Consider the following 17,915-nt stretch of genomic DNA (forward strand, 5'->3'; position numbering starts at 1 on the left):
CGGCTCGGCAGGCGGCAGGGGTGTGGAGGCGGCCTGCTCGAGGTCGAAGTCCTCCTTGGTGCTGTCCAGGTCGATGACGCCATAGACGTCGTCGATTTCCCCCACACCCTCGAGCAGGGCGTAGCGGAGGCGGCTGCCCTGCAGATACTGCTGGCCGCGCTGGAAGCGCACGTTGCCAACCGCCAGGAGGGTGCGGGTGCTGGCCTCGAACTCCAGCCTGTCGGCCAGCAGGCGGCCACCGGCGAGGCGGGCCATGACGCTGCCTGTGGCCACGAAGCGCTGCAGTTGGCTGTCATAGCCCTGCTGGTTGGCGGTCAGCTCGAGCTCCAGGGGCACCGCGTCGCTGGCGGGGGCGGCGTCGAGGCCTGTCCCCGGAGCTGAGGCGGCCGCCGGGTCGGCTGGGGTGGGCTCCGCCGGGGGTTGGGGTGTGACCGCCAGGGGGCGCCGCCTGGGCGCCGGGGCCTGAACGGGGGATGCGGGTTCCCCTGGGGGTTCGGTCCCGGCCTGTGGCTCGGGTTGGGGCAGGCCCTGCGGCTCGCCCGGGGGCTCGTCATCGAAGGGGTTGGCCGTCGCGGGTACCGCCGGCGCCGGGGCGAGCTGCGCCAGGGCGGCCTGAAGCCTGGAAGGGAGTTCCTGCCGGGCCTGGGCCGGTGCGGCCGTCAACGCCAGCACGCCGCCGATGCCCAGCCACAGGCCCATCCCAGGGGTCAGGCCTTCAGGGGCCTGGCGACGTCCCGAGCGGGGATGGAGCACCACAGGTAGCGGATGGGCGGCGAGGACGCGGCCGATCCTGCCATGGGAGTTCGGGGACTACCCCCGCAGCGGTCCGGTTGTCCGGACGGGTGGCGCGTGGCGCCGCAGGCAAAGGACCTCAGTCCTCCAGGTCCTTGCGGCTGGGGGAGCGGGTTGGATCGCTGGCCAGGAAGCCGAAGACGAAGATCCCAATGAAGAAGAAGACGACGGAGTAAACCGAGATCTTGAGAGCGAGCATGGTCTGTCCGGCGGGTGACAGGGAGTGACGAGCGCCGGTACGGGTCTCAATGACCCCTCGGCAGCCGCATCATCTTATGGGTGGTGGTTGACCATCCAGCCTGTCCGATGCCGTTTGGCAGGGGCACCCGCTCCGATTGAAACGTTTCGGTCACGTTCCCCATGCCCCGGCCCCTGGATCTCCAACCGCTCTGGCAGGGCCTCCAGCCCGGGGGCGGCAGCGGTCCGGCCCTCGACGAGGTGTGGGGACGCCGCCACCGCCCCGACTGGGCGGCCCGGGGCCTGATCATCTGGCCGCGGGGCGGCCAGTGGCGCCAGCTGCACCTGCGCTGTCCCTGCCCGGAGCCCTGGCGGCCCCTGGCGGCCGGCGCCCGGGCCCGGCTGGTGCTGTCCTGGTGGGCCGACCGGGCCGAGCTGTGGGTCGATGGGCAGCGGGTCCACAGCGGTGATCTGTTCGACACCGCCTGCCGCTGGCCCCTGCCCGAGCGCTGGTGGCGGGGGGAGGTCCTGGATCTGGAGCTGCGGCTGCGCAGCCCCCTCCACGACGACGGTGCCCTGATCACCAGCCGGATCGAGCTCGAGCCGCTGGATCGCGCCGATCCCCTGGGCCTGCTGGCGGTCACCGCTGCTGAGCTGCATGACCTGCGCCGTGAGCATGGCCATGGGGAGGCCCCGGGGGAGGGGCGGCTGCAGGTGCTGGGCCACGCCCACCTCGACCTGGCCTGGCTGTGGCCGGTGGCCGACACCTGGCAGGCGGCGGAACGCACCTTCGCCTCGGCCCTCGACCTGATGGAGCGCTTCGGATCTTTCCATTTCGGCCATTCCACCCCGGCCCTCTACGCCTGGCTGGAGCGCCACCGGCCGGCCCTGTTCGCCCGGGTCCGCCGGGCCATGGCGGCGGGCCGCTTCGAACCCATCAACGGCCCGTGGGTGGAGAGCGACTGCGTGCTGCTCTCCACCGCCTCGCTGTTGCGCCAGTTCCAGGAGGGCCAGCACTACAGCCGGCGCACCTTCCCGGAGTGGAGCCACCGGCTGGCCTGGTTGCCGGACAGCTTCGGCTTCGCGGCCGGTCTGCCGGCGGTGGCGGCCGCCACCGGGGTGCGCTGGTTCTGCACCCACAAACTGGCCTGGAACGCCACCAATCCCTTCCCCCACCGGCTGTTCCGCTGGCGCAGCCGTTGTGGCGCCGAGGTGCTGGCCCTGATGACGGCACCGATCGGCACCACTGGCGATCCGGTGGCGATGGAGCGCTACCGGCTGCAGTGGCAACAGGCCAGCGGCTGTGCCGACGCCCTCTGGCTGCCCGGGGTCGGCGACCATGGCGGCGGGCCCACCGCCGAGATGCTGGAGCAGCTGGAGCTCTGGCAGGGGCAGGCGGTGGCGGCCGGCCAGCGCCACGGCACCCTGCGGGCCTACCTGGAGCCGCTGGAGTCGCTGGCGGGCCAGCTGCCGGTGTGGCGCGACGAGCTCTACCTGGAGCTGCACCGGGGCTGCGCCACCAGCCGCCCGGACCAGAAGCGCCACAACCGGACCCTGGAGCGGCTGCTGCGGGAGGCGGATCTGGCTGCGGCGCTGTTCGCTCAGCCGGCCGAGGCCGCCGAGGGCGATTGGCGCAGCCTGCTGTTCCAGCAGTTCCACGACATCCTGCCGGGCACCTCGATTCCGGAGGTGTTCGAGCAGGCCGAACCCGAGTGGCGCGGCGCCCGTCGCCGGGCCGCCCGCCGCCGCGACCGGGTTCTGCGCCGGGGCCTGGCCCGGGGGATGCCAGCCGGCGCTGGTGATGTCTGGTGCGCCGTGCAGCTCCAGCCACTGCCGGCCCAGCCCCGCACCCTGCGACTGCCGGCGGGCGACTGGTGCCTGTCAGGGACGGACGGCGAACGGCGCCTGGTCGGGCAGCCGGCCCCCGGCGGCGGCCAGTGGCTGCAGATCCCCGGCATCGACGGCGTGGGGGTGCGGCGCCTGCGGCGCCAGGGCACCGGCAACGGGGCGGCCTGGCCCGTGGCGGCACCGGTGCGGCTGGAACGGGTGGCCGACGGGGGGCCGGACCACTGGCGCCTGGGCAACGGTCTGGTTGCGGCGCTGATCGGCCCTGCGGGGGTGGAGCAGCTGTTCGACCGGGCCGGCACGCCCCAGCTGGCGTGGCCGCTGGCCTGGTGCCGCTGGCGTGACCGGGGGGAATTCTGGGATGCCTGGGACCTGGCGGCTGACTACCGCCAGCACCCGCTGGACTGGAGCTGGCAGGGGGCGCCGCAATGGCTGGAGACGGGGCCGCTGTGCGGCCGCTTCGTCTGGCGCGGCCGCTGCGGCGAGAGTCCGGTGCGCCTCGACGGTCGCCTGCTGGCGGGCAGCCCCTGGCTGGAGCTGGTGCTGAGCACCCAGTGGCAGCAACGCCATGAGCTGCTGAGGCTGGAGATTCCTCTGGCCGCGCCGGCCTGCCGCTGGGCGGCCGACACCTCCGGCGGCGTGATCGAGCGCCCGGCCACGGCCCGCACCGCCCGGGAGCGGGCCCGCTGGGAGGTGAGCGCCATCAGCTGGCTGGCCTCGGTGGGGCCGGGCCGCGGCGATGGCCTGGCGGTGCTGCTCGACGGTCCGCAGGGGGTGTCGGCAACGGCGGAGTGCCTGGGGGTGTCGCTGCTGCGGGGTCCCACCTGGCCCGATCCCGGCGCCGACAACGGCTGGCAGCGGCAGCGGCTGGCCCTGCTGCCCTGCCCCGGTGGCTGGCGGGCCGCCGCGGCGCCCCAGCAGGCCACCCGTCTGCGGGAACCGCTGTGGTGCCGGCCGGTGCCGACGGCGGGGGGCTCAGCCGCGACGGCCGAAACGCTGTTCCCTTCGCTTGGCGAGGATCTGCAGTTGGTGGCCCTTCGGCCGCTGCCGGCGGAAGGCGACCAGGGGGGGGCGGGGAAGGCGCTGATCAGCGTGCAGAACCTGGGGCCCTGCCGGCGCCGCCTCTGGATCGGCCCCGACTGGACCGTGCTGGAACGCTGTGACGGCCTGGGCCAGGGGCTGGCCGCCCCCGACGGAAGCGACCCGCTGCAGCTCACCCCCTGGCAACTGGGGCACTGGAAGCTGCAGACGTTGGCCGCGGCTCAGTCGTCGTGATCGTCGAAGGGATCGGTGAGGCCCTTGGACGGGGGGCCGAAGGCGGTGTACACGCCAAACCCAGTCAGGGCCAGGAGCACGGCGAGCACCGCGAGGGCCACGGAGAGGGCGGGGGAGGTGCTGGCGGCGGGATCCATGGGGGACTCTCAGGCGGGGCAGGGGGCGCGGGGCTTCCGTCACAACTCTCGACAGCCCATCTCGGTGCGGCCGGCAAGACCCTTACAGTAAGCAACGCGATCCCGTGCCCGAGAGGTCCTAGCTGCCATGGCCCAACGCACCCGTCTGGGAAACCTGCTGCGCCCCCTGAATTCCGAGTACGGCAAGGTGGTGCCCGGCTGGGGCACCACCCCCGTGATGGGCGTGTTCATGCTGCTCTTCCTGGTGTTCCTGCTGGTGATCCTGCAGCTGTACAACAAGTCCCTGCTGCTCGAGGGCATCAACGTCAACTGGAACGGCGTCGGCTGATTCCTTTCGCCCCCTGTCCATGAACATCTTCGGCATCGGTCTGCCCGAGATGGCGGTCATCGCCGCCATCGGGCTGCTGGTCTTCGGACCCAAGCGCCTGCCCGAGCTCGGCAAGACCCTGGGGCGCACCCTGCGCGGCTTCCAGTCGGCGTCGCAGGAGTTCGAGAAGGAGTTCCGCACGGCTGTGGGCACCGACCAGCCCATCGACATTTCTGGTCCCCCCGCCACCATGCCGCCGGCGGCCGAACCCGCCGCCATCTCGCCGGCCACCACTGAATCCGCAACGGCGACAGTGGTCGATGAGAACGCGGCACCCTCCAACGGCCCCGCCAGCTGAGGACGGCCATCCGTTGGATCTGCAATTGCTGGTGGGCCTTGGCAATCCCGGCCCCCGCTACGCCGACACCCGCCACAACGTCGGCTTCATGGTGCTGGAGCGGCTGGCCCGCGCCGGTGGGGCCAGCTTCCGCAACCAGGGCCGCCTGCACGGACTGCTGGCCGAGACCGGCCAGGGGGAGAAGCGGCTGCGGCTGCTGATGCCCCAGACCTTCATGAACGACAGCGGCCGCTCGATCCGCGCCGCCCTCGACTGGTTCCGGCTTGAGCCCGCCCAGCTGCTCGTGCTGGTGGACGATATGGACCTGCCGCTGGGGCGCCTGCGGGTGCGGGCTTCGGGCGGGGCCGGCGGCCACAACGGCCTGCGCAGCACGATCGCCCACCTCGGCAGCGAGTCCTTCGCCCGGTTGCGCATCGGCATCGGTGCCCCCGGCGAGACGCCCGAGGAGCGCCGGGCCCGCACGGTGTCGCATGTGCTGGGCAAGTTCTCCGCCGCCGATCGGCCCGTTCTGGACACGGTTCTTGAGGAGGTGGAGGCGGGCATCGACCTGATCCGGCGGTTGGGGCTGGAGAAGGCGGCCAACCGTTTGAACAGTTTTCGCGCCGATCCGCCGCCATCCTGAGAGCATCATCCGAGCCAGGCGGCTCCCCGCCACCCCCTGCAGCCCCCCGCTTCCAGTGAGTCGCCTACCCGCCACCACCGCTCAGCTGCGGGTGCTGCGCCAGAGCTTCAGCCCCTGCCTGCTGGAGGGGGAGATCAGCGCCGGCAGCTTCCAGTGGCGCTTCCGCTGGGCCTTTGACCGGGGTGAACTGCAGGTGGAGCCCTCCCTGGGGCGCGCCCTGATCCAGGACGCCCTGCTGCGCTTCCTGCTCAAGGCCGACTACCAGCTCGAACCCGGCGGCGACTACGTCTTCACGGTGCGGGCGTCGTTCTGAGCAGGGGCCTGCCCAGCTGGCGCTCCAGCAGCAGCTGGGCCACCACGTCGTCGAAGTCGCGGGGGGGTTGGCGCAGGCCCTGTGGCAGCAGCTGGCGCCAGCCCCGGGCCGGGAACAGCTCCCAGTAGCGCTGCCGGGCCGCCAGGGTGGTGCCACGTTCATCCACCAGTTCCACCGGCAACAGCGGCTCCAGGCGCCGCCGCCAGGGGCCGCTGCCGGTGCCGTCACCGATCACCACGGCCGCCAGGGCCTGGTGGTGATGCCAGTCCTGCAGGCGCTGCCAGGCCGCTTCGGGGGGCAGCACCAGGGCCTGGCGGATCTCCAGGCGCTCGGGATCGGTGAGCACCAGGCCGCATTTGCTGCGGCCGGGATCGAGGCCGGCCAGGGGGCCAGGTGCCGCCAGCGTCATGGCCGCAGCGGTCCGCTGGGGGCGTCCTTGCGGATCCAGCGCAGCTCCACGCTGATCGGGTCGGGGGTGTCGGCGTTCTGGCTGGCCAACGCTTCCAGGTTGGCGGTGACACCGGCGGGCCGCTCGCTGAGCTCGCGGGCGAGGGTGTTGAGGCTGGCGGCATCGAACTGGAGCCCGTTGGCCAGGGTGCCCTGGCGCTGGACCTTGGCGAAAGCGGCGGCCAGCAGCAGGTTGAGGCGGCTGCGCACGGCATCGAGCTCGCGCACGTCGGGCTCCAGGGCGGTGCGGGAGAGCACCTCCCCCTGCTGCACCACCTGGCGGTTGGGGCGCAGGTCGGGGAAGGCGAGCACCTGGGCCTCGCCCCGCAGCACGTTGGCGGCCGAGCGGATGCTGACCACCCAGGTGCCGGGGGTGGCGAGCAGCGTTTCGAGCCGGGTGATGTCGCTGCGGGGCACCAGCAGGATCTGGCGGTTGGGGGGCTGGCCGGGCAGCAGCAGCTGGAAGGCCGCCCGGTTGGACTCCTGCAGCAGGGCGTCGATCACCTGCCTGGCCTGGTCGGGGCGCTGCAGCTGCACCTTGGCGGTGGCCAGGGGCTGGCCGCTGGCGATCACCACATCACCGCGGCGCAGGGCGATGACATTGGTTTCGAGGTCCTTGAGTTCCTTGGCGCCGGCGGCGATGCGCTGGCGCACGCTGGCCAGTTCGGTCTCGGTGCGACGGATCTCCGCGTCCCGGCCGCGCACCTCCCTGGTGAGCCGGGCCCGCTCGGCCTCCAGCCGGACGCGCTCGGCCTGCAGGGGCTGAAGCTCGCGGCGCAGGGTGTCGACGCGACGTTCGGCGGCCAGCAGCTGGGTCTGGGCCCGGCGCTGGCTGGCCAGGGCCTGGTCACGGCGGCGTTCGGCGGTGGTCAGATCGAGGCGGCTGCGTTCCAGCTCACCCCGGGTGCGCTGCAGTTCACCCTTGTTGCGCTGCAGGGCGCTGCGGCTGTCGCGCAAGCGGTCCTCGATCTGGTCGAGCTGGAACAGCCCCACCCGCAGACGTTCGCTCACCAGCAGCATCAGGGCCAGCGACACGGCGCTGATCAGGCTGCCGGTGAGCACCGTGATCACCACGGCCGTCTTGCGGGGCCGCAGGTTGAACAGGCTGAGGCGCGCCTTGCCCACGCGGCTGCCGAGCCGGTCGCCCAGGGTGGAGAGCACTCCGCCGAGCACCAGAAGGGCCAGGATCAGCAGCCAACCCGACACCCTCTGCGCCTCGGTTCCGCGGTGCACCAAGTATCCCTGCCGGTGGCCTCCTGGCACCCGGCAGGGGCCGCCCGTTCAGCTGAATCGCTTGGCCAGGGCGATCGGATCGAAGACGGTGATCTTCTTGCGGTCGATCTGGACCAGGCCGTCGTTGCGCAGATCCCCCAGCAGGCGGGTGATGGTGACGCGGGTGGAGCCGATCGCCTCGGCGATGGCCTGGTGGGAGAGGCGCAGGTCGATGGTGATCCCCTCGCTGCCCGGAACGCCGAAATCGCGGCAGAGCACGAGCAGGAAGCTCACCAGCCGGGAGGACATGTCCCGGTGGGTGAGGGTCTCGATCATGGTTTCGGTCTGGAGGATGCGGGAGGAGAGGCCCTGCAGTAACAGCAGGCCAACGCTGGCGTCCTGCTCGATGGCGCGCCGCACCGAGGTGGCCGGGGCGGTGACCATCTCCACCCGGGTGAAGGCGATGGCGTGATAGAAGCGGTCGGAACGCTGGCCGGTGAGCAGGGAGAGCACGCCGAAGAGGCTGTTCTCCCGCAGCAGGGCCACGGTGATCTCCTCGCCGGACTCGTAGACGCGCGAGAGGCGCACGGCGCCGCGGCGCAGCAGGTAGACGCGCTCGGCGGGATCGCCGGGGAAGAAGATCGTCTTGCCGCGCTCGATCGTTTCAACGCTGCTGCCGGCCAGGCCCCGGATGACTTCCAGCAGGGTGACGGTGGTGGCACCCGGGGCGCCCATGGGCGTCACGGAGCCGGGGGATCCGCTGGATGGGGTGCTGGGGTAGCGGCTGAAGCCACGCGTGGCGCCGACCATTAAGGCGTGGCGAATGGTTAGGAACCTATGGATCGACCTGGCTGATCCATGTAGCCAATGACACTCTTTAGCCGGTCGTGCGTGTGGTCGGCGCCACGCTGGGCCCGGCCGGCGCCACAGCCAGGGCCTGGAGCTGGGCCTCCTGCAAGGTCCGCAGGCCAGGTTCGGCCAGATCCAGCAGGGCATCGAGGCGGGCGCGGGGGAAGGGGGCGCCCTCGGCGGTGCCCTGGATCTCCAGCAGCCGCCCCTGCTGGTCCATCACCACGTTGAGGTCGACCTCGGCGCGGGAATCCTCGGAGTAATCCAGATCCAGCAGGGCCACGCCGTCCACCAGGCCCACCGACACGGCCGACACCTGCTGGCGCAACGGCGAGGCCTCCAGCACCCCCAGCTGCTGCAGGCGCTCCAGGGCGGCGGCCAGGGCCACCCAGGCGCCGGTGATCGAGGCGGTGCGGGTGCCGGCATCGGCCTGGAGCACGTCGCAGTCGACCAGCAGGGTGCGCTCGCCGAGGGCCGCCAGATCGAGGGAGGCCCGCAGGCTGCGGCCGATGAGCCGCTGGATCTCCTGGGTGCGGCCGGAGAGTTTCATCAGCTCGCGGCCCTGGCGGCTGGGGGTGGAGGCCGGCAGCAGGCGGTATTCGGCGCTGAGCCAGCCGCTGCCGGAGCCCCGCCGCCAGCGCGGCACCTCCGGGTCGAGGCAGACGCTGCAGAGCACGCGGGTGCGGCCGGCGGCGAAGAGCACCGAGCTGAGGGCGAAGCCCATCGGATCCCATTCCAGGCCCACCGGACGCAGCTCGTCGGCGCCGCGGCCGTCGTTGCGGGGGACGTCACTGGGACTCGGCACGCGGGCTGGGGCAGGGCAGGGGCAGCGTAGGCGGCGCCAGTGGTACGTCTGTTCCGAGCCACTACCGATGGTGTGCCGAGCCGGCGAGGGCCGCTACATTCGGGAGGTGAGGGGCTGGGGCTAGCCGTCCGGACCCTTTACACCAACGCTTCCCTGGGTGTCCATGACCGCCAGCCTCATTGACACCACCCACCCCCATCGCCCTGTGGCGCTGGTGCCACCCCTGGCGGCCCCCCTGCGGCTGGTGACCCAGCCGGAGGGGCTGCTGCAGATCCATACGGCGCCGTTCCGGGGCAGCTTCGCGGCGGTGTTCAGCCAGGCCCTGCGCAGCGCCGGGCTGGGCAGCCGGGTGCTGGTGAGCCAGTTCCTCAAGGGGGGCGTGGAGCAGGGGCCGGCCGGCAGCCTGCGGCTGTGCGGCCGGCTGCAGTGGCTGCGGCCGGGCACGCCCCATTGCCTCGATGGGCCACCGGGCTCACAAGGGCCGGAGGGGGCCACGGCCGAGGCGGCGCTCGAGGCGGTGGCGGAGGTGTGGGAGGTGAGCCGGCAGCGGCTCCTGAAGGGCGATCTGGATCTGCTGGTGCTCGATGAACTGGGGCTGGCGGTGGCCCTGGGCTACCTGGGCGCCGCAGCGGTGATCGAGGCGCTTGAACAGCGGCCGGCCCATCTGGATGTCATCCTGACGGGCCCCTCGATGCCGGCCAGCCTGATGGCGATGGCCGACCAGGTCACCCAGTTGCGCCGCGGCGGCTGACGCCATGCTCAAGAACGACCACTGGATCAACGAACAGGCCGCCGGCGGGATGCTGGAGCCGTTCCAGCCGACGCTGGTGCGCCACCTGGATCCGGAGGCCCGCACGGGCCCGGTGCTGAGCTACGGGTGCTCGTCCTACGGGTACGACCTGCGGCTGTCGCCGAAGGAGTTCCTGATCTTCCGCCATGTGCCCGGCACGGTGATGAACCCGAAGCGGTTCAACCCGGCGAACCTGGAGCCGGCGCCGATGCACAGCGACGACGACGGCGATTACTTCATCCTGCCGGCCCATTCCTACGGGCTGGGGGTGGCGCTGGAGAAGATGCGGGTGCCGACGAACATCACCGTGATCTGCCTGGGCAAGAGCACCTACGCGCGGCTGGGCATCATCGTCAACACCACCCCCGCCGAAGCCGGCTGGGAAGGCCACCTCACCCTGGAGTTCAGCAATTCCTCCGGCGCCGACTGCCGTATCTACGCCAGCGAAGGCATCTGCCAGCTGCTGTTCTTCGAAGGCGACCCCTGCGCCACCACCTACAACGACCGTCAGGGCAAGTACCAGCACCAGCCCGAGCGTGTGACGCTGGCGAAGGTGTGAGGGAGGACGGAGGGTGATGGATCAGACAGGAGAGGGATGGAGCTTCTGCCGTGAAACGAACAGGGGGGTTATCGAGTCCGGCAAAGATGCCTGGTAGGCGGGTGATGATCGGAACCGTCCAATAAAGAGTTGCTTCTCCCACAGAGAAACGATGCAGTGAGACTGCATGCCCCCCGACTCGTTTCGGCTGGATTCAATTTTGAGCTGAACATGATTGGCGTTCCGGAGAATTTAAAGACGCCATGGTTGAGTTCTGCTGCACGTCCATCGTTGACAGGCTGGTTTGCTTTGGTTCGGCGATTCGCGACGACTGTCGAATGGGAGAAAGGATATGGATCTGCTTGCCGAACTTGCTACGATTGGTGGATAGGCTAAATTTCAAGTCGTTGTTCTCGGTCTGAACCGCCGTCAGACCTCCTTCTCCGAGTGCCATGACCAGTGCGGCCCCGCAGGACAGGATTCAGCGGCTCAGGCGAGCCAGCATCTTCGCCTCCGCTCCCGACAACGTGTTGGCCGCTGTGGCTGAAGCCGTGGAAGAAGTGCGGCTTGCGCCGAACCAGCAGCTGTTCGCCAAGGGAGATCCCGGCACCTCGATGTACGTGATCGTTGCCGGCCTGGTGCGGGTCCACATTGGCGACCAGACCATCGTTGAACTTTCGGACGGTGAGATGGTGGGCGAGCTGGCCGCTCTCGACCCGGGACCCCGCTCAGCCTCGGTGAGCGCGATCGATCCGAGCACTCTCTATCAGATCGATCAGCTGACTTTGCAGGGCCTGATGGCCGATCACCCCGAAATCGTGCAGGGGATCATCAAGGAGCTGGCCCACCGCTTGCGTGTAACTACCGCTCCCTACGGATTCAGCTTCTGAACGTCCTACAGGCAATGGTTATTGTGTAGCGATGGCCGCGCCCATCCCTGCGAACGGGATCTGCTGGAGTGGGCGGGCATCGAACTGGCACCGACTGGTGTTGTTTCGGCAGGCTGATCGTGGCCAAGGCTGTGGCCCACGTGAGGTGATGGCGATCTGGGCAGGTACCAGAACGCAGCCCGGATTTTCCTGCATTGGCTGCTGCCGCAGACTTGATGCGTACCCGCCAGCAGACCGATACGAGCTGCAGGAGCCTTGACGAGGCAGAAGGCCAAACTACCGCCCATTCCAGGAGAAAGACCCTTGCCCTACGTGAACGTTCAGATCAGCCGAGGAGCATCGCGGCAGCAGAAGGCCGAGATCGTCAAGGACATCACGGACTCACTCGTTCGTGTGCTCGGCAAGAAGCCTGAGTACACCAAAATCGTGAGCCAGGAGATCGACGACGAGAACTGGGGATTCTCTGGGATGCTCACGGACGACTGGAAGGCGGTGCAGGTGGGGACATCCAGCCATGAGCCATAGACCTGCCACACCTGATCTCGTGCTGATCACCAACCGAAGATGACCGTCCGCTGGCCGCCAGCCCCGCGGAGGGCGGTCACCGATTGGGAGGCAAGGTTTCAGGCCAGCCGGGAGCCCCAGTTGAAGGGGCTGGATACGTCGTTCGTAGGCATCACCGCCAGTGACCGGATGCTGGTCGTCACCCCTCGGATCGTCGATTCGGTGGTGTCCGAGATCGTGACTGGGGCCGTGATGGCAGCAGCGGAGCCCCAGGCTCTGCCACCCCAATCATCCCCTGCGCGCCGGTCGATGAAACCCAGGGCCTTCGAAGGCGGCTTCCTCTGTGGCGCCATCCGGTTCCTCGCCACCGGCGCCTTCGACAAGCCCCACCTCAAGGATCTGGCTCCGACGGCCCACCCCAATGTCTTGCGCAGGCCGCGATCCTCCGCGGCTACCGGCGAGCCGATGGCATCGCGGCGGCGCCGGTGGGGGGCCTTGAGCTTTCGGATCAAGTTGTCTGGTCTAGTCTGGTCTGGTTGATTCCTGCGCCGCCATGGTGTCCCGTCCCAGCCGGGTGGTGAACATGCTCGAGGCGAAGACCCACCTCTCCCGCTTGGTGGAAGCGATCGAAACCGGCGCCGAGGCCGAGGTGGTGATCGCTCGCAATGGCCGGCCCGTGGCGCGGCTCACCAGCCTGCAACCGCCTGAACGACCCCGCCGGCTGGGCGTCGCCCGCGGCCAGTTCGTGGCGCCCGAGTCGATCGATGCTGCCAATCCCCTGATCGCCGATCTGTTCGAGCAGGGCTGATGCGGCTGCTGCTCGACACCCACACCTTTCTCTGGGCCATCACCGATGACCCGAAGCTGGGGCCCCTCAGCCGGGACCTGATCACCAACCAGGCCAGCGCGGTGTTTCTCAGCCATGTGTCGCTCTGGGAGATCGCCATCAAGCACGCCCTCACTCGCGGCGACATGCCCCTGTCAGCTGGCGAGGCCATCCCCTGGGCGGAGCAGTCCGGCTTCGCGTTCCTCCCCATCGGCCTTCCCCATCTGCTGGCACTGGACCAGCTGCCCCTGCACCACCGCGATCCCTTCGATCGTCTCCTCGTTGCCCAGTCCATCAGTGGCCCCCTCACCCTGCTCAGCGCTGACGCGGCGTTCACCGCCTATGGCTGCCCTCTGCAGGACGCTCGCGCCTGAAGCACCCGCCGCCAGAGCACCCGGATCAGCCCGGAGTCCCCGGCGGCGCGCTCACCAATCGCACCAGCAGCTCGGCGTAGGCCTCCCGGTCAACCGGGGCCACCTCACGGCCATGCAGCAGGTCCTGCATCAGGATCAGGTGCACCAGGGCGCCCATGAACAGCCGCGCCCGCAGCTCCGCCTCCGCTGCGCCGGCGATGGCCTCGAACAGCGCCGTCACCCGGCCCACGCCGGTGTGCTCCAGCTGGGCCAGGAAGGTCTTGGCCAGTTCGGGGAACCGCTCCGACTCGGCGATGACCAGGCGCAGGAAGTCCAGGAACTGGGGCTGGCTGTGGCGGCACTCGAGGCAGCGGGCGGCCAGTTCCCGCAGGGCCGCGGCGGGCTCGGCCGGCAGGGCCTGCTGGGGTGAGGCGCCGAACAGTTCGCTGAGGCGCTCGCCCACCATCGCCTCGGTGAGGGCGCGGAACAGGGCCTGCTTGTCGGCGAAATGGCCGTAGACGGTGGCCTTCGAGACGCCCGCCGCGGCCGCGACGCGGTCCATCGAAGTGGCGGCATAGCCGTGCTGCAGAAACTCGCACCGGGCGCCGTCCAGAACGGCCTGGCGCTTGTGCTGGCTGCGCCGCTCGCGGGCGCTGGGGACGGCGGCATCACCACCGGCATCGGCTGGGGGCATGGCGCGTCCTGCTCAAAAAAACTAAACTGAACCGTATAGTAACTGCAACTGGAAGGGGCGCGATGGTGGGGCGGCGGACGCAGCTGGGGCTGGTGGCGGTGGGCGGGGCCGTGGTGCTGGCCCTGGGCGTCGGCCTGTTGCGCCGCGCCACGCCGCCGCCGCCTGTGGTCGAGCGGCCGATCCGCACCGTCACCGCCCTGGGCCGGCTGGAGCCGGTCAGCGCCCTGCGCACGATCGCGGCGCCGCTCTCGGGCGCCGGCCAGCCCATCCTGCAGGCCCTGCTGGTCGACCGCGGCGATGCGGTGCAGGCCGGCCAGCTGCTGGCCCTGCTCGACAACCAGCCCCAGCTGGAAGCCGCCGTGGCGGCGGCCCGGGCCGAGGTGAACCTGGCCCGTTCGCGGCTGGCGATCGCCCGCGCCGACGCCGGCAGCGGGGAAGACGGCCAGCGGGCCAAGGTGCGCTCCCTGGAGGCCCAGCAGCGCACGGCCGCCACCGAGGCCTCCCGCTACCAGAGCCTGTTCTCCAGCGGGGCCGTCTCGGCCGAAGAGCGCGACAACCGCCGCCTCAGCCTCGACACCGTGACGGCGTCGCTGCAGGAGGCCCGGGTGCTGCTGGCGCGGCAGCAGGCCCGCAGCACCGCCGGCGCCGGCGGCGTGGATCTGGATGTGGAGGCCTCCCGGCGCGTGCTGGAGCAGGCCCAGGCCAACCTGCAGCGCGCCATCGCCGCCCGCGATGACAACCTGATCCGCGCGCCGATCGCCGGCACCGTGCTGCAGGTGTTCGCCCGGGCGGGCGAGGCCCCCGGGGCCGAGGGGATCCTGCAGCTGGGCCAGACCGGCCGGATGCAGGCGGTGGCGGAGGTGTACGAAAGCGATCTGCCGCGGGTGCGGCGCGGGCAGCCGGTGCAGATCACCAGCCCGGCCCTGACCCAGCCGCTGCAGGGCCGGGTGGAGCAGATCGGCGCGATCGTGCTGCGCCAGAACCTGATCAACACCGATCCGAGCTCCAACACCGACAACCGGGTGGTGGAGGTGCGCGCCCCGCTCACGCCGGAGAGCAGCCGGCGGGCGGCGCGGTTCACCAATCTGCAGGTGCGGGTGGTGATTGGGCCATGAGAACCCCGCTCGGCTGGCTGCAGCTCCGCCACGACCGCGGCCGCTTCCTGGTGGCCATCGCCGGCATCGCCTTCGCCGATCTGCTGATGTTCATGCAGCTGGGCTTCCAGGCGGCCCTCTACGACAGCAACACCCGCCTGGATCGCGCCTTCCGGGGCGACGTGGTGCTGATCAGTCCGAAGGCGCTGAACCTCCAGAACCTCTCCACCTTCCCCCGCCGCCGGCTGCTGCAGGCCCTGGATGTGCCCGGGGTGGTGGACGCCCAGGGGCTCTACATCCGTACGGTGAACTGGCGCAATCCCCAGACGTTGCGCAGCGCCACGGTGCAGGTGCTGGGTTTCGATCCGGATGCCGATGTGTTGCGTCTTCCTGAGGTGCAGGCCCAGGCCGATCGCCTCAAGCTGCCCGACACGGTGCTGTTCGACCGGGGCGCCCGGGGCCGCTATGGCGAGGTGATCGCCCGGCTCGATCGCGGCGAGCCGGTGACCAGCGAGATCGAGCGGCGCACCATCGCCGTGGGCGGCCTGTTCCGGCTGGGAGCCTCCTTCGGGGCGGATGCCACCCTGATGGCCAGCGACCAGACGTTCCTGCGGATGTTCCCCCGGGCGAAGGCCGGCAGCATCAGCGTCGGGCTGCTCACGCTGGCGCCGGGCGAACCTGTGGCGCCGGTGGTCCAGGCGCTGCGGCGCCACCTGCCGGACGATGTGCAGGTGCTCAGCCATGCCGACTATGTGCAGTTCGAGGAGAACTACTGGCGGGTGGCCAGCCCGGTGGGCTTCATCTTCGGGCTGGGCACGGCGATGGCCTTCGTGGTGGGGGTGGTGATCGTCTACCAGGTGCTCTCCACCGATGTGAACGCCCACCTCCAGGAGTACGCCACCTTCAAGGCGATGGGCTTCCGCCAGCGCTACCTGCTGCTGGTGGTGGTGGAACAGGCCCTGATCCTGGCGGCGCTGGGCTTCATCCCCGGCGTGCTGATGCCGGTGTGGCTGTATGCGGTGGCGGCGAAGGCCACCAGCCTGCCGATCGCCATGACCCTGGGGCGGGCGACCACGGTGTTCGTGCTGACGCTGGTGATGTGCCTGGCCTCGGGGGCGATCGCCACCCGGCGGCTGCAGGCGGCCGATCCGGCCGAGCTCTTCTGATGGGGACCGGCGCCATGACCAGCGCGATCGTGATCGAGGGGCTCAACCACCACTTCGGGCGGGGCTTGGTGCGGCGCCAGGTGCTGTTCGATGTGGCGCTGCAGGTGGCCGCCGGCGAGATCGTGCTGCTCACCGGCCCCTCCGGCTCCGGCAAGACCACCCTGCTGACCCTGATCGGCGGGCTGCGGGCGGCCCAGGGGGGCCGGCTCCGGGTGCTGGGGCGGGAGCTGGTGGGGGCCACGGCGCTGCAGCTCACCCTGGCCCGCCGCGAGCACGGCTACATCTTCCAGGCCCACAACCTGCACCGCAGCCTCACCGCCGCCCAGAACGTGCGCATGGCGCTGGAGATGCGCGGCACCCTCAGCGACGGGGAGATGGATCGGCGCGCCCGGAGGATCCTCGAGAGCGTGGGGCTGGGGGATCACCTGGATGTCAAGCCGGACCAGCTCTCGGGCGGGCAGAAGCAACGGGTGGCAGTGGCCCGGGCCCTGGTGGGGGAGCCGCCGCTGCTGCTGGCCGATGAGCCCACCGCCGCCCTCGACAGCCACTCCGGCCGCGAGGTGGTGCTGCTGATGCAGCGGCTGGCGCGGGAGCAGGGCTGCACGATCCTGCTGGTGACCCACGACAGCCGCATCCTCGACATCGCCGACCGCACCCTCTCGTTGGAGGATGGCCGGCTCTGCTGAAGGGGGCAAAGGACGATGTTCACGCTGGAGCAGATCGTCCCCTGGGGCCGTTCCTTCGAGGAGTACGTGGCCATGTTCTCCCTGACCGACAGCGATCTGGCGGGGCGGATCCTGGGCTGCGGGGATGGCCCTGCCGGCTTCCAGGCGGAGGCCGCCAGGCGGGGCCTGTCGGTGATCTCCTGCGACCCCATCTACGCCTTCACGAAGGAAGAGATCGCCTCCCGGATCGCCGCCACCTACACGGAGGTCATCGAGCAGACCAGGCGGAATCCATCAGCCTTCGTCTGGGACACCATCGCGTCCGTTGAGGAGCTTGGTCAGGTCCGCATGGCGGCGATGCAGGCCTTTCTCGAGGATTTTCCGGCCGGCCTGCTGGAGGGGCGGTACGTGACTGCCGAACTGCCGGCGCTTCCGTTCTCCGATCAAGCCTTCGACCTGGCGCTCTGCTCCCACCTGTTGTTCCTGTACAGCCGCCAGCTGGACGCGGCGTCTCACCAGGCCTCGCTGTTGGAGCTCTGTCGCGTGGCCCGACAGGTCAGGGTGTTTCCTTTGCTGGAGTTGGGCGGGACGGTGTCACCCCATCTCGCCGGACAGGTGGAGATCCTGCGGGCGGCGGGATTCCAGGTGTCGTTGGAACGCGTGGGCTACGAGTTCCAACGGGGGGCCTGCGAAATGATGCGCATTCAGCGCGAGGAGGGCTGAGAGCCTCGCGTTGTTTCTTGCCCCCCGTTGTTGTCCGTCAAGCCGATCCCGTCGATCTTCATCCTCAACGATCAATTCGTGATGCCAGAGGCCAGACGCTCGGGGGTGGCCCGCCGGCTGCTGGAGGCCGCCGTGCGCCATGGCCGCGAGGCCGGCGCCATCCGGCTCTCGCTCGCCACCGCCGTTACCAACACCGACGCGCAGTCGCTTTATACCTCAGCCGGCTGGAAGCGCGATGAGGTCTTCAGCGTCTATCGCTATGGCCTTTCCCGTTGATCAGGAACGGCAAGTCCGTCGCCAGTGATCACAACACCCCGGCTCCCCTCAGAGGCCCTGTTCCCGAAAGAAGCGCTGCATGGCGTCCTCCGCCTGGCTCACCTGGGCCGGAGTGCAGGCGGAAGTTTTGCTGAAATACTTGCCGGCCTTGTTGAAGTTGACCCGGCAGGCGCCCTCGAACTTCACCTGGCGGATGCCCAGCAGCAGCTGCACGATTTCCGGCGGTTTCGCGGCGGGCGTGGTGGGCGTGGTGGGTG

Annotated in this window: 24 protein-coding genes and 1 pseudogene; 16 read left to right on the plus strand and 9 right to left on the minus strand. The window is 70.3% G+C overall.

Annotated features, from left to right (window positions below):
- Positions 1-756: pseudogene (locus tag KBZ04_RS04305) on the minus strand (DUF3769 domain-containing protein); the annotation flags it as partial.
- A gap of 115 nt (positions 757-871) precedes the next feature.
- Positions 872-991 carry a photosystem II reaction center protein I gene (locus KBZ04_RS04310; protein WP_015109632.1) on the minus strand — a complete coding sequence of 40 codons (120 nt, stop codon included), beginning with the start codon at positions 989-991 and terminating at the stop codon, positions 872-874.
- Positions 992-1,152: 161 nt separating this feature from the next.
- Here KBZ04_RS04310 and KBZ04_RS04315 point away from each other — a divergent pair, with 161 nt between their 5' ends.
- Entirely contained in the window at positions 1,153-4,089 is a 2,937-nt protein-coding gene (locus KBZ04_RS04315; protein ID WP_254990681.1) for an alpha-mannosidase, read from the plus strand.
- On the opposite strand, the gene psbN is transcribed toward KBZ04_RS04315, so the two are convergent.
- The gene (gene psbN, locus KBZ04_RS04320; RefSeq protein WP_015109630.1) at positions 4,077-4,226 is read right to left on the minus strand and encodes a photosystem II reaction center protein PsbN; all 150 of its coding nucleotides are present in this window, start codon (positions 4,224-4,226) and stop codon (positions 4,077-4,079) included. The genes KBZ04_RS04315 and psbN overlap by 13 nt on opposite strands.
- 127 nt (positions 4,227-4,353) lie before the next feature.
- On the opposite strand from psbN, the gene psbH reads away from it, so the two are divergent.
- The 4 genes from psbH to KBZ04_RS04340 are packed head-to-tail and all read left to right on the plus strand — an operon-like array spanning position 4,354 to position 5,826.
- Positions 4,354-4,554, plus strand: coding sequence for a photosystem II reaction center phosphoprotein PsbH (gene psbH, locus KBZ04_RS04325; RefSeq protein WP_015109629.1), 201 nt, complete (start codon positions 4,354-4,356; stop codon positions 4,552-4,554).
- A 19-nt stretch (positions 4,555-4,573) separates the two neighbouring features.
- Positions 4,574-4,891, plus strand: coding sequence for a TatA/E family twin arginine-targeting protein translocase (locus KBZ04_RS04330; RefSeq protein ID WP_254990682.1), 318 nt, complete (start codon positions 4,574-4,576; stop codon positions 4,889-4,891).
- On the plus strand, positions 4,854-5,513 hold the full coding sequence (pth, locus tag KBZ04_RS04335; RefSeq protein WP_254990683.1) for an aminoacyl-tRNA hydrolase: 660 nt from the start codon (positions 4,854-4,856) through the stop codon (positions 5,511-5,513). Before KBZ04_RS04330 ends, pth begins: the two co-directional genes overlap by 38 nt.
- 55 nt (positions 5,514-5,568) lie before the next feature.
- Positions 5,569-5,826 carry a DUF3146 family protein gene (locus tag KBZ04_RS04340; protein ID WP_190611239.1) on the plus strand — a complete coding sequence of 86 codons (258 nt, stop codon included), beginning with the start codon at positions 5,569-5,571 and terminating at the stop codon, positions 5,824-5,826.
- Here KBZ04_RS04340 and KBZ04_RS04345 read toward each other — a convergent pair.
- From KBZ04_RS04345 to rph, 4 genes are all read right to left on the minus strand, one after another.
- On the minus strand, positions 5,804-6,235 hold the full coding sequence (locus KBZ04_RS04345; protein WP_254990684.1) for a resolvase: 432 nt from the start codon (positions 6,233-6,235) through the stop codon (positions 5,804-5,806). The genes KBZ04_RS04340 and KBZ04_RS04345 overlap by 23 nt on opposite strands.
- Positions 6,232-7,479, minus strand: a complete 1,248-nt coding sequence (locus tag KBZ04_RS04350) for a DUF3084 domain-containing protein (RefSeq protein WP_254990685.1) — start codon at positions 7,477-7,479, stop codon at positions 6,232-6,234. The genes KBZ04_RS04345 and KBZ04_RS04350 overlap by 4 nt, the downstream gene beginning before the upstream one ends.
- 75 nt (positions 7,480-7,554) lie before the next feature.
- Positions 7,555-8,220 (minus strand): global nitrogen regulator NtcA, encoded by a 666-nt coding sequence (ntcA, locus tag KBZ04_RS04355; protein ID WP_409995933.1) that lies wholly within the window; start codon positions 8,218-8,220, stop codon positions 7,555-7,557.
- A gap of 142 nt (positions 8,221-8,362) precedes the next feature.
- On the minus strand, positions 8,363-9,139 hold the full coding sequence (gene rph / locus KBZ04_RS04360) for a ribonuclease PH (RefSeq protein ID WP_254990687.1): 777 nt from the start codon (positions 9,137-9,139) through the stop codon (positions 8,363-8,365).
- A gap of 163 nt (positions 9,140-9,302) precedes the next feature.
- Here rph and KBZ04_RS04365 point away from each other — a divergent pair, with 163 nt between their 5' ends.
- The 6 genes from KBZ04_RS04365 (at position 9,303) to KBZ04_RS04390 (ending at position 13,061) form a co-directional block, all read left to right on the plus strand.
- The gene (locus tag KBZ04_RS04365) at positions 9,303-9,890 is read left to right on the plus strand and encodes a cob(I)yrinic acid a,c-diamide adenosyltransferase (RefSeq protein WP_254990688.1); all 588 of its coding nucleotides are present in this window, start codon (positions 9,303-9,305) and stop codon (positions 9,888-9,890) included.
- A 4-nt stretch (positions 9,891-9,894) separates the two neighbouring features.
- Positions 9,895-10,488, plus strand: coding sequence for a dCTP deaminase (gene dcd / locus KBZ04_RS04370; RefSeq protein ID WP_254990689.1), 594 nt, complete (start codon positions 9,895-9,897; stop codon positions 10,486-10,488).
- Between the two features lie 431 nt (positions 10,489-10,919).
- Positions 10,920-11,357: a cyclic nucleotide-binding domain-containing protein gene (locus KBZ04_RS04375; RefSeq protein ID WP_254990692.1), complete on the plus strand. Its 438-nt coding sequence runs from the start codon at positions 10,920-10,922 to the stop codon at positions 11,355-11,357.
- 312 nt (positions 11,358-11,669) lie between these two features.
- A complete protein-coding gene (locus KBZ04_RS04380) occupies positions 11,670-11,882 on the plus strand; it encodes a tautomerase family protein (RefSeq protein WP_254990705.1) in 213 nt (70 codons plus the stop codon).
- A gap of 532 nt (positions 11,883-12,414) precedes the next feature.
- Complete coding sequence (locus KBZ04_RS04385) at positions 12,415-12,669, plus strand: type II toxin-antitoxin system Phd/YefM family antitoxin (RefSeq protein ID WP_254990693.1); 255 nt, start codon at positions 12,415-12,417, stop codon at positions 12,667-12,669.
- The gene (locus KBZ04_RS04390; protein WP_254990694.1) at positions 12,669-13,061 is read left to right on the plus strand and encodes a type II toxin-antitoxin system VapC family toxin; all 393 of its coding nucleotides are present in this window, start codon (positions 12,669-12,671) and stop codon (positions 13,059-13,061) included. Before KBZ04_RS04385 ends, KBZ04_RS04390 begins: the two co-directional genes overlap by 1 nt.
- Before the next feature lie 25 nt (positions 13,062-13,086).
- On the opposite strand, the gene KBZ04_RS04395 is transcribed toward KBZ04_RS04390, so the two are convergent.
- On the minus strand, positions 13,087-13,734 hold the full coding sequence (locus tag KBZ04_RS04395) for a TetR/AcrR family transcriptional regulator (protein ID WP_254990695.1): 648 nt from the start codon (positions 13,732-13,734) through the stop codon (positions 13,087-13,089).
- Positions 13,735-13,796: 62 nt separating this feature from the next.
- Between KBZ04_RS04395 and KBZ04_RS04400 the strand changes: the two genes are divergently transcribed.
- From KBZ04_RS04400 to KBZ04_RS04420, 5 genes are read left to right on the plus strand one after another with little or no spacing between them, the layout of a single operon-like run.
- Positions 13,797-14,849: an HlyD family efflux transporter periplasmic adaptor subunit gene (locus KBZ04_RS04400; protein WP_254990696.1), complete on the plus strand. Its 1,053-nt coding sequence runs from the start codon at positions 13,797-13,799 to the stop codon at positions 14,847-14,849.
- Positions 14,846-15,994, plus strand: a complete 1,149-nt coding sequence (gene devC / locus KBZ04_RS04405; protein ID WP_254990699.1) for an ABC transporter permease DevC — start codon at positions 14,846-14,848, stop codon at positions 15,992-15,994. The genes KBZ04_RS04400 and devC overlap by 4 nt, the downstream gene beginning before the upstream one ends.
- Positions 15,995-16,008: 14 nt before the next feature.
- Positions 16,009-16,680 (plus strand): ATP-binding cassette domain-containing protein, encoded by a 672-nt coding sequence (locus KBZ04_RS04410; RefSeq protein ID WP_254990700.1) that lies wholly within the window; start codon positions 16,009-16,011, stop codon positions 16,678-16,680.
- 15 nt (positions 16,681-16,695) lie between these two features.
- Positions 16,696-17,382, plus strand: a complete 687-nt coding sequence (locus KBZ04_RS04415; RefSeq protein WP_254990702.1) for an SAM-dependent methyltransferase — start codon at positions 16,696-16,698, stop codon at positions 17,380-17,382.
- Between the two features lie 30 nt (positions 17,383-17,412).
- Positions 17,413-17,658 carry a GNAT family N-acetyltransferase gene (locus KBZ04_RS04420; RefSeq protein WP_254990703.1) on the plus strand — a complete coding sequence of 82 codons (246 nt, stop codon included), beginning with the start codon at positions 17,413-17,415 and terminating at the stop codon, positions 17,656-17,658.
- A 48-nt stretch (positions 17,659-17,706) separates the two neighbouring features.
- Here the strand turns inward: KBZ04_RS04420 and KBZ04_RS04425 are convergent.
- Positions 17,707-17,915: hypothetical protein (locus KBZ04_RS04425; protein WP_254990704.1), on the minus strand; the 209-nt coding region annotated here is incomplete at its 5' end.

It is taken from the genome of Cyanobium sp. N5-Cardenillas (genome assembly GCF_024345515.1).
Lineage (GTDB): Bacteria > Cyanobacteriota > Cyanobacteriia > PCC-6307 > Cyanobiaceae > Cyanobium.